General features: G+C 70.0%; 8 protein-coding genes. 4 read left to right on the top strand and 4 right to left on the bottom strand.

All coding sequences use genetic code 11. The features are described from left to right. From BM175_RS12200 to ffh, 4 genes are all read right to left on the bottom strand, one after another. A partial coding sequence (locus BM175_RS12200; RefSeq protein WP_425285273.1) for a hypothetical protein occupies window positions 1-400 on the bottom strand: 400 nt, incomplete at its 3' end. Window positions 401-484: 84 nt separating this feature from the next. Further along, window positions 485-1024 (bottom strand): ribosome maturation factor RimM, encoded by a 540-nt coding sequence (rimM, locus tag BM175_RS12195; RefSeq protein WP_090963424.1) that lies wholly within the window; start codon window positions 1022-1024, stop codon window positions 485-487. A gap of 182 nt (window positions 1025-1206) precedes the next feature. Next, window positions 1207-1620: a 30S ribosomal protein S16 gene (rpsP, locus tag BM175_RS12190; protein WP_055891882.1), complete on the bottom strand. Its 414-nt coding sequence runs from the start codon at window positions 1618-1620 to the stop codon at window positions 1207-1209. Window positions 1621-1715: 95 nt separating this feature from the next. Beyond that, window positions 1716-3275 (bottom strand): signal recognition particle protein, encoded by a 1560-nt coding sequence (gene ffh / locus BM175_RS12185; protein WP_090963399.1) that lies wholly within the window; start codon window positions 3273-3275, stop codon window positions 1716-1718. Window positions 3276-3648: 373 nt separating this feature from the next. Here ffh and BM175_RS12180 point away from each other — a divergent pair, with 373 nt between their 5' ends. The 4 genes from BM175_RS12180 (at window position 3649) to BM175_RS12165 (ending at window position 9436) form a co-directional block, all read left to right on the top strand. After that, entirely contained in the window at window positions 3649-3924 is a 276-nt protein-coding gene (locus BM175_RS12180; protein ID WP_090963397.1) for a hypothetical protein, read from the top strand. A 136-nt stretch (window positions 3925-4060) separates the two neighbouring features. Then, entirely contained in the window at window positions 4061-4678 is a 618-nt protein-coding gene (locus tag BM175_RS12175) for a TetR/AcrR family transcriptional regulator (RefSeq protein ID WP_244545977.1), read from the top strand. 61 nt (window positions 4679-4739) lie between these two features. Next, on the top strand, window positions 4740-5936 hold the full coding sequence (locus tag BM175_RS12170; protein WP_090963392.1) for an efflux RND transporter periplasmic adaptor subunit: 1197 nt from the start codon (window positions 4740-4742) through the stop codon (window positions 5934-5936). Continuing rightward, window positions 5933-9436, top strand: coding sequence for an efflux RND transporter permease subunit (locus tag BM175_RS12165; RefSeq protein ID WP_090963390.1), 3504 nt, complete (start codon window positions 5933-5935; stop codon window positions 9434-9436). The genes BM175_RS12170 and BM175_RS12165 overlap by 4 nt, the downstream gene beginning before the upstream one ends. The last annotated feature ends 65 nt before the right edge of the window (window positions 9437-9501 follow it).

Here is a 9501-nt window from a genome sequence, read left to right as displayed (position 1 = left end):
CGGCTTCGGCTTCGGCTTCGGCTTCGGCTTCGGCTTCGGCTTCGGCTTCGGCTTCGGCTTCGGCTTCGGCTTCGGCTTCGAGGGGTGCCCCAGCGCCCGCCGGCTTGTCCAGAATTTTGGCGCCCATCGGAGACGCCGGTGCGATGAGAGGGATGGCCGAGATCAACCCGGCGGCGGCCGCGACTTCGGGAGCCGCGGGCGGCCCGTAGAGCGGAGCGGTTACGCCGGTTCCGTTCGCTCTGGCCGGATCGGACGAGGCCTCGGGATCGGCCGAGACCGCCCCGTTTTCGTCCCCTGCGGTCTCCGGCGAAGCCGCGGCGTCGTTACCCTCCTCCCCGACCATGCCCACGGCGGGTCCGTCGCCGGACGGCCGGGTCGGATCGTGAAGGCCGTGCGTCATGCGTCTTGCCGCTCCGCAGGTCGAAGGGGATCAGGGGTTCTTGATAGCTCTATCCTTCAAACGAGGCGAGAGTCGGTCGAGCCGTCATGCTTCGCGCGGCGCGTCCTCGTCCGGCGGAACGAGGCCGGCGGCGATGGGCTCGACCTGGATGAAGCCGAGGTCGAGATCGACTTCGGGCACGGCCGCCTCGGTGAAGGGGATCATCACGCTCTTGCCCGCTTCAGGCGCGATCTCGAGGATATCGCCGGCGCCGAAATCATGGAAGGCGACGACTTCGCCGATCACCGTCCCATCGACGAGGCGGGCGACGAGGCCGACGAGATCGGCCTGGTAGAATTCGTCCTCGCCCTCCTCGGGCAATGCCGCGCGGTCGACGAAGAGTTCGGTCCCGTTGAGGAGTTCGGCAGCGTTCCGATCGGTGACCTCCTTGAAGCGGACCACGACGACGTTCTTCTGGGCGCGAGCCGAGACGACCGTGTAGCGCCGCCCCTTGACGTCGGTGAGCGGCCCGTATGCGCCAAGATCCTCGGGGTCCTCCGTGAAGGAGCGGACGCGCACCTCGCCCTTGATGCCGTGGGCGCCGCCGATCACGGCCAGAAGGATGGTGTCGCGATTGGCGTCGATCACGCGCGGAATTCCCGTCAAAAGGTCGAAAGGCGGCAGGGGTTCGTTCCGGGCGTCAGTCGCCCGTTCCGCCCGCCTCGTCAAGTTTAGGATCGCTGCGGGCGGCGGCGGAAACGAAAGCGGCGTCCCGATCGAATCGGGACGCCGCGTCCGGTGTTTCACGTGAAACGTTAAGGAATGCCTTACTCGGCCGACGCCTCGGCGCCGCCGGCATCCGCCTCGGCCTTCTCGGCAGCAGCCTTCTCGGCGGCCTCGCGGGCGTCTTCCTCGCGCTGCTTGCGCTCGGCCTCGCGCTCCTGCGCCTTCTTGCCCGGCAGCGCCTTGGTCGGGTTGGCGCGGGTCGGACGGTTCACGATGCCGGCCTTGTCGAGGAAGCGCAGCACGCGGTCGGTCGGCTGGGCGCCTTCGCTCAGCCAGTGCTTGATCCGGTCCTCCTTGAGGGTGACGCGCTCGGCGTCCTTCGGGAGCATCGGGTTCCACGAGCCGACGGTCTCGACGAAGCGGCCGTCGCGGGGCGAACGGGCGTCGGCGACGACGACGTGGTAGTACGGGCGCTTCTTGGAGCCGGCACGGGCAAGGCGCATCTTCAGGGGCATGAGGGTCTTCCTTCTGCTTCTTCTGTCTCGCGGCGCCTTCTTGGGATGCGCCGTCGGGTTTCGTTCGTCAGGTGGTCCGAGCCGGGATGCGGCTCTTATTTCTTCCGGCCGAGGCCGGGAAGTCCGGGAAAGCCGCCGCCGGAAAGACCGGGAAGGCCGCCTTGCCCAAGGCCGGGGGGAAGGCCGCCGGGCAGGCTGCCGAGCCCGCCCTTCTGCATGGCCTTCGCCATCTCCTCGAGCTGCTTGGGGTCCATCTTCGACAGGTCCGGCATGCCGCCGCCCATCCCGCCGGGCAGGCCCATCTTGGCGCCGAGGCCGCCCATGAGCTTGCCCATGATGCCGGCGCCCTTGCCGCCCTTGCCGCCCATCGCCTTCATCATGTCCGCCATCTGGCGGTGCATCTTGAGAAGTTTGTTGATGTCGGCGGCATCCGTCCCAGAGCCAGCGGCAATGCGCTTCTTGCGCGAGTGCTTCAGCTGGTCGGGGTTGGCGCGCTCCCACTTCGTCATCGACGAGATGATCGCGAGTTGCCGCTTCAGGAGCTTGTCGTCCATGCCGGCGGCGGCGATCTGGTCCTTCATCTTGGCCATGCCGGGCATCATGCCCATCACGCCGCCCATGCCGCCGAGCTTCTGCATCTGGCCGATCTGGGCTGCGAGATCGTCGAGGTCGAACTTGCCCGACTGCATCTTCTTGGCCATCGCCGCGGCCTGTTCCGCGTCGATGTTCTCGGCCGCCTTCTCGACCAGGCTGACGATGTCGCCCATGCCGAGGATGCGGTCGGCGATGCGCCCGGGATGGAATTCCTCCAGCGCGTCCATCTTCTCGCCGGTGCCGATCAGCTTGATCGGCTTGCCGGTCACGGCGCGCATCGAGAGCGCCGCGCCGCCGCGCCCGTCGCCGTCGACGCGGGTGAGGACGAGACCGGAAATGCCCACGCGCTTGTCGAAGGAACGGGCGAGGTTCACCGCGTCCTGGCCGGTCAAGCTATCGGCGACGAGCAGGATCTCGTGCGGGCGGGTGGCGGACTTGATCTCCGCCATCTCCTGCATCAGCGGCTCGTCAATATGCGTGCGGCCGGCGGTGTCGAGGATCAGGACGTCGTAGCCGCCGAGCTTGGCGGCTTGACTCGCGCGGCTCGCGATCTCGACCGGGCCCTGGCCGGCGATGATCGGCAGCGTCGCGACGCCGGTCTGCTCGCCGAGAACGCGCAGCTGCTCCTGCGCGGCCGGGCGGCGCGTGTCGAGCGAGGCCATCAGGACGCGCTTCTTCTGGCGCTCCGTCAGGCGCTTGGCGATCTTGCCGGTGGTGGTCGTCTTGCCCGAGCCTTGGAGGCCGACCATCATGATGGTGACGGGCGCGGGTGCATTAAGGTCGATCGCGACCTGGTCGGAACCGAGCGTGGCGACCAGCTCGTCGTGGACGATCTTGACGACCATCTGGCCGGGCTTGATCGACTTCACGATCTGGGCGCCGACGGCCTTCTCGCGCACGCGGTCGGTGAAGGAGCGCACCACCTCCAGCGAGACGTCCGCCTCCAGAAGCGCACGGCGCACCTCGCGCAGCGCCGCCGCGACGTCGCCGTCGGACAGGGCACCGCGGCCGGTGAGGCCGTTCAGGATGGACCCGAGGCGGTCCTGGAGGGATTCGAACATCCGCTGTCTTCCTTGTCTTCCGGCAATGCCGGAAGAATGGGAACTCGTGGCGCCCGATCCAAGCCAGAGCGAAGCGCCAAACGGCAACGCATCCGCGGGCGACACTCGCTGGCGGATGGTGACCTCCGTGCGGCTTCCGAGGAAGGGACACGGTCGGCGGGTCGCGGACGGATGATCGAACGCTGAATTCCGGTGCTTGAAACAAAGACGATCGCCGCTGTCAAGGCGCAGCTGACACCCAAGTCGTTCGACGCCTTGCGAAAAGCAAAGCGTTAAGCACCTTTCCCAACACTCTTTTCAGCATCCGGCGGTAAGGCTGGGACGAGAACCCGTGCCAATTCCAGGAGCGGGCGGCCATGCAATCGACGGCGCGATGAACATCCTACGCTTCCCCGACACGTCCCGGACCGGAGACCGCTCAGGCGGCCCCGCCGAGCCGTCGCGGGCAGTCCCCGCCGCCGGGGAGAGCGGGCAGGCGTCGTCGGATGCGCGTATCCTGCGCGCGATGTCGGTGCTGAACCGTCCGGTGCTCGACGCCGTCATGGGCCGCAGGCCAGGGGCGCAACGGGTGCTGGCGGCGTTCCGGGCCGACTGGACCCCGCCGGCCTTGCGCGCCCCGCGCCCCGCCAACGACGCGCCGGCCTCCTAGCCGCGACGGCGGCGGCGGGTCGTCGCAGGGCTGGCTAGAAGCGGAATTCGCTCGACAGTCCCCCAAACTTCTCTCGACTTTGTGACCCCGCCCCGGTATGAGAACGATCGTTCGCTCTCTTGCCGTCAGGACCCTGGTGCCCCCTCCCCCCACTGCCGCCCAAGTGCTCCAGCCGAGCGACGAGCGACGCCGTCAGATCCTGGCGGCCGCGCGCATCTGCTTCGCGCGCGCCGGCTTTCACGGGGCCTCCATGGGTCAGATCTGCGCCGAGGCGCAGATGAGCCCCGGCGCGCTCTACCGTTACTTTCCCTCGAAGGACGCGATCATCGAGGCGATCGCCGAGGAGGAACGCGCGGGCGCCGTCGCCTGCATGGAACACCTGCGCGGTCCCGGCTCGATCGCCGACCGGCTGGTCGCCACCGCAATGGAATATCTCGCCTCCGCGCGCGATCCGGAGAGCGGCGGGCTGATGGTGGAGATCTGTTCCGAATCGCTGCGCAACACCACGGTCGGCGCCCGCTTCTGCGAGCTCGAGGAGATGGTCCGCGCCACCATGCGCACCGCGATCGCCGAGGCGCGCGCGCATGGCGAAGTGCCGGCCGATCTCGACCTCGACGTCGCCCTGACCATGATCTTCGCCTTCGGCGACGGGCTGATGATGCGCCTGCAGTTCGAGCGCGACGTCGCGCTGGAGGCGATCGAGCCGCATCTCCTGCGCGTCGTGCGCGCGCTTCTTCGCATGGACGAGGCCTGATCCCGTGCGTCCGTCCCTTGCCCATTCCTTCCGTTTCGACGCGTCTCACCGGAGGCCGCCCATGACCGCCCGCACCGCCCTTCTCGCCCTGTCGCTCATTCTCGGCACCGCGCCGCTGGCTTCGGCCGAGCAGCCGACTGCCGCCCAGACGCCCGCGGTCGCCCCGCCCTCGATCAGCGTCGTGAAGGCCGAGCGCCGCGAGATCGTCGCGAGCGTGCCCGTCACCGGCACCTTCGTGCCACGCGAGACCGTCAGCGTCGGCGCCGACGTCGAGGGCCTGCGCATCGAGGAGCTCCTCGCCGACGAGGGCGACACGGTGAAGGCCGGGCAGGTCATCGCGCGCCTGGCGACCGATCTCGTGGATGCCGATCTCGCCCGCGCCACCGCCCAGATCGCCCGCGCCGACGCCGCGATCACGCAGGCCCGCGCCCAGGTCGAGGAGGCCGAGTCCGCCAACACGGAAGCGGCGAGCGCCCTCCAGCGTACCCGCGCCCTGTCGGCCAAGGGCATCGTCGGCCAGGACATTCTCGACCAGCGCGTCTCGGCCGCCGCCGCCGCCACCGCCCGCCTCGCCTCCGCGCGCCAGGGCATCGCGCTGGCCGAGGCCGACCGCGCATCCGCCGAGGCCGACCGGCGCTCGCTCGAGCTGCGCCGCTCCAAGGCCGAGGTGAAGGCCCCGACCGACGGCCTCGTGCTCGCCCGCTCGGCCCGCCTCGGCGCGGTCGTCTCGGCGGCCGCGGGCCCCCTCTTCGAGATCGCCCGCGACGGCCTGATCGAGCTCGACGCCGAGGTCAGCGAGACGCAGCTCGGCGCGATCGAGAAGGGCCAGCCGGCGAGCGTGCGCCTGCCCGGCCGGGACGAGAGCGTGGCCGGCGAGGTCCGGCTCGTCTCGCCGAAGGTCGACCAGGCGACGCGCCTCGGCCGTGTCTTCATCGCGCTGCCGCCCTCGCCCGCGCTGCGCTCGGGCTCCTTTGCCCGCGGCAGCGTGGAGACGGCACGCTCGGAAGGCGTCGTGATCGCGCGCACAGCCGTCCTCACCGACGAGGGCGTCGCCCGCGTCCAGGTGGTCAAGGACGGGCGGATCGAGACGCGACAGGTGAAGACCGGGCTTGTCGCCGGCGACGAGGTCGAGATCACCGACAACCTCCAGCCCGACGAGGACGTCGTGTCGCTCGCCGGCACCTTCGTGCGCGACGGCGACGCCGTGACACCGATCGCGACGGACAGCGAGACGCAGACCGCGGAGGCCGCGCGATGAACTGGAACATCTCGGCCTGGGCGATCCGCAACCCGGTTCCGCCCATCCTCCTCTTCGTGGTGCTCGTCGCGCTCGGGATCATCTCCTTCCTGACGCTGCCGATCACGCGCTTTCCCAACATCGACGTGCCGGTCGTCTCCGTCACCATCCTGGAGCAGGGCTCGGCCCCGTCCGAGATGGAGACGCAGATCACCAAGCGCGTCGAGGACGCGGTAGCCGGCGTTTCCGGCATCAAGCACATCACCTCCACCATCACCGACGGCCAGTCGGTGACGGCGGCCGAGTTCCGGCTGGAGATCAACACCGACCGCGCCGTCAACGACGTGAAGGACGCGATCGCCAAGATCCGTGGCGACCTGCCGCGCACGATCGAGGAGCCGATCATCCAGCGGGTGGAGGTCGAGAACCAGTCGATCGTCACCTATGCGGCCTCCTCGCCCGGCAAGACGCCCGAGCAGCTCTCGTGGTTCGTCGACGATACGGTGATCCGCGCCCTGCAGGGCCTGAAAGGCGTCGGTCGCGTCGACCGCATGGGCGGCGTCGAGCGCGAGGTGCAGGTGCGCCTCGATCCCGACCGGCTTGCCGCGCTCGGCATCACGGCCGCCGGCGTCAACGCGCAGCTGCGCTCCACCAATGTGGACCTGTCGGGCGGGCGCGGCGAGTTCGGCGGCCAGGAGCAGGCGATCCGCACGCTCTCCTCGGCCGCGACCGTGTCGGGCCTCGCCTCGACCCGCATCGCGCTGCCGGGCGGGCGCGAGGTGCGCCTCGACGAACTCGGCGCCGTCCTCGACCGCTGGGAGGAGCCGCGCTCCTTCGCGCGGCTGAACGGCGAGCCGGTGGTCGCCTTCTCGATCTACCGCGCCAAGGGCGCGAGCGACACGACCGTGGCGTCGGCCGTCGAGGCGCGCGTCGATGAGCTCGGCGCCCAGCATCCCGACGTGCGCTTCTCGCGCATCGACGACAGCGTGACCTACACCTACGGCAACTTCGAATCGGCGATGGAGACGCTCGGCGAGGGCGCCGCGCTCGCCGTCATCGTGGTGCTCCTGTTCCTGCGCGACTGGCGCGCGACGATCGTCGCCGCCCTCACCCTGCCGCTCGCCGCCATCCCCACCTTCTGGGCGATGAGCATGCTCGGCTTCTCGCTGAACCTCGTCAGCCTCCTCGCCATCACGCTGGTGACGGGCATCCTCGTCGACGACGCGATCGTCGAGATCGAGAACATCGAGCGGCACATGCAGATGGGCAAGAAGCCCTATCGCGCCGCGATGGAGGCCGCCGATGAGATCGGCCTTGCCGTGATCGCCATCACCATGACGATCATCGCAGTCTTCGCGCCGGTCTCCTTCATGGGGGGCGTCGCGGGCCAGTACTTCAAGCAGTTCGGCCTGACGGTCGCGGTCGCGGTGTTCTTCTCGCTCCTCGTCGCGCGCCTCATCACGCCGATGCTGGCGGCCTACTTCTTCCGGGCCCCGCGCCATGAGGGGCCGGGCTTCGGCCGCCTTCTGAAGCGCTACCTCCTGCGCCTCCTGCCGCTCGCGGGCCTCGCCATCGGCGCGGTGTTCGGGCTTGCCGCCCTGCCCGAGGCCGTCGACGCCGGCAACGGGATGGCCCGCGCCGTCCAGCCGTATGTCGCCTCGATACCGCCCGTCTCATGGGACGCGGGGGGCCGCGTCGCGGTGGAGATCCTCGCCGGCGCGCTCGTCCTGTCGACGCTTCTTGCCTACCTCAACCGGCCGCACGCCGCCGAGCAGCACGACGGGCCGCTGATGCGCGCCTATACCGGCTTCCTCGGCGTGACCGTGCGCTGGCGCTGGGTGACGCTCGCCGTCGGCATCGGCCTCTTCGCCCTGTCGATCCACTCGATCCAGTACCTGCCGACCGGTTTCATCCCGAAGGAGGACGCCTCGCGCATCGTGGTCTCCTTGGAGCTGCCTCCCGGCGCGACGCTGGAGACGACTCGCCGCATCACCGACCAGGCGGCGGCGAGCGTTCGCGAGCTGCCCGAGGTGCGCTCGGTCCTGGTGATCGGCGGCTCCTCGCCGACCGGCACGCTGGAGGTGCGCCGCGCCGCGATGACGGTGGCGCTGACGCGCAAGTTCGAGCGCACGCGCAGCCAGGTCGAGCTCGAGCCGGTGATCACCGCCAAACTCCAGGCGATCCCGGACCTTCGCTCGTTCTTCGTGAACGACCGCGGCGAGCGCGAACTCTCGGTCGGCATCCTCGGTCAGAACGGCAAGGCCGTGTCGGAAGCCGCCTCGAAGCTCGAGGCGGAGATGCGGCGCGACCCGATCTTCGCCAATCCGAGCGCCATGGCGTCGTTCGACCGGCCGGAAATCCGCATCCGCCCGCGCCTCGACGAGGCCTCCGACCTCGGCATCGCGCCGGATGCGATCTCGCAGACCGTGCGCGTCGCGACCATCGGCGACCTCGGCGCCAATCTCGCCAAGTTCAACGCCGGCACGCGCCAGATCCCGATCCGCGTCCAGCTGTCGGAGGACGCGCGCAAGGACCTCTCGACGGTCAGCTCGCTGCGCGTCAACACGGGGACCGGCGGATCCGTGCCGCTCGACGCCGTCGCCGACATCGGCTTCGGCCAGGGGCCCTCGACCATCGAGCGCTACGACCGCGAGCGCCTCGTCAAGGTCGGCACCTCGATGGCGCCCGGCCACGAGATCGGCGAGGGCTCCGAGCACATCATGGCGTCCGACGCCGTGCGCACCATGCCGCCGGGCGTGCGCCTCCAGCAGGTCGGCGACGCCGAGATCCAGGGCGAGGTCTTCGCCGGCTTCGCCTCGGCCATGGGCGCCGGCATCATGATGGTGCTCGTGGTGCTGATCCTCCTGTTCGGCTCGGTCTTCCTGCCGCTGACCATCCTCGCCTCGCTGCCGCTTTCGGTCGGCGGCGTCGTGGGGGCCCTCCTCCTCACCCACAACGCGGTCTCGATGCCGGTGGTGATCGGCATCCTGATGCTGATGGGCATCGTGACCAAGAATTCGATCATGCTGGTCGACTTCGCGGTGGAGCAGGAAAAGCACGGCATGAGCCAGCGCGACGCGATCATCGACGCCGGCCGCAAGCGCGCCCGCCCGATCATCATGACGACGCTCGCCATGGCGGCGGGCATGGTGCCGGCGGCCATGGCGACTGGCGAGGGCGGCGAGTTCCGCGCGCCGATGGCGATCGCGGTGATCGGCGGCCTCCTCGTCTCGACCGTGCTGTCGCTGGTCTTCATTCCCTCGCTCTATACGCTGATGGACGACCTCAGCCACGTGACGGGCCGCGTCTTCCGCTGGGTGCTGCGGCCGAACCGCGGCGAGGAGGAGGCCGAGACCGCCCATGCCGGTGCCCCGATCCACGGCCCGCCGCTCGCCCCGGTCCAGCCGCAGGACCTCGGCCACGGGCCGACCTGGAAGCGGGTGACGGAGTTCGGCGGCCGGGAGGCGCGCGGCGACGACGAGCGCCTGCCCCCGCCGCAGATGCAGCCGGCGGCCGAATAGGCCGGCGCAGCTTCTGGCCATCGGCGGGCGGCGCGGCTATCCAGGGAGCCGCGCCGCCCGCTCTC

Origin of the sequence: Aureimonas phyllosphaerae, from assembly GCF_900113065.1 — a bacterium.
GTDB classification, from domain to species: domain Bacteria; phylum Pseudomonadota; class Alphaproteobacteria; order Rhizobiales; family Rhizobiaceae; genus Aureimonas; species Aureimonas phyllosphaerae.
This window is presented reverse-complemented; position numbering and strand designations above follow the sequence as displayed.

Bases quoted from the DNA above. Each gene is read 5' to 3' on its own strand.
- BM175_RS12165 (WP_090963390.1), top strand. From the start codon at position 5,933: ATGAACTGGAACATCTCGGCCTGGGCGATCCGCAACCCGGTTCCGCCC.
- BM175_RS12170 (WP_090963392.1), top strand. From the start codon at position 4,740: ATGACCGCCCGCACCGCCCTTCTCGCCCTGTCGCTCATTCTCGGCACC.
- rpsP (WP_055891882.1), bottom strand. From the start codon at position 1,620: ATGCCCCTGAAGATGCGCCTTGCCCGTGCCGGCTCCAAGAAGCGCCCG.
- ffh (WP_090963399.1), bottom strand. From the start codon at position 3,275: ATGTTCGAATCCCTCCAGGACCGCCTCGGGTCCATCCTGAACGGCCTC.
- BM175_RS12180 (WP_090963397.1), top strand. From the start codon at position 3,649: ATGAACATCCTACGCTTCCCCGACACGTCCCGGACCGGAGACCGCTCA.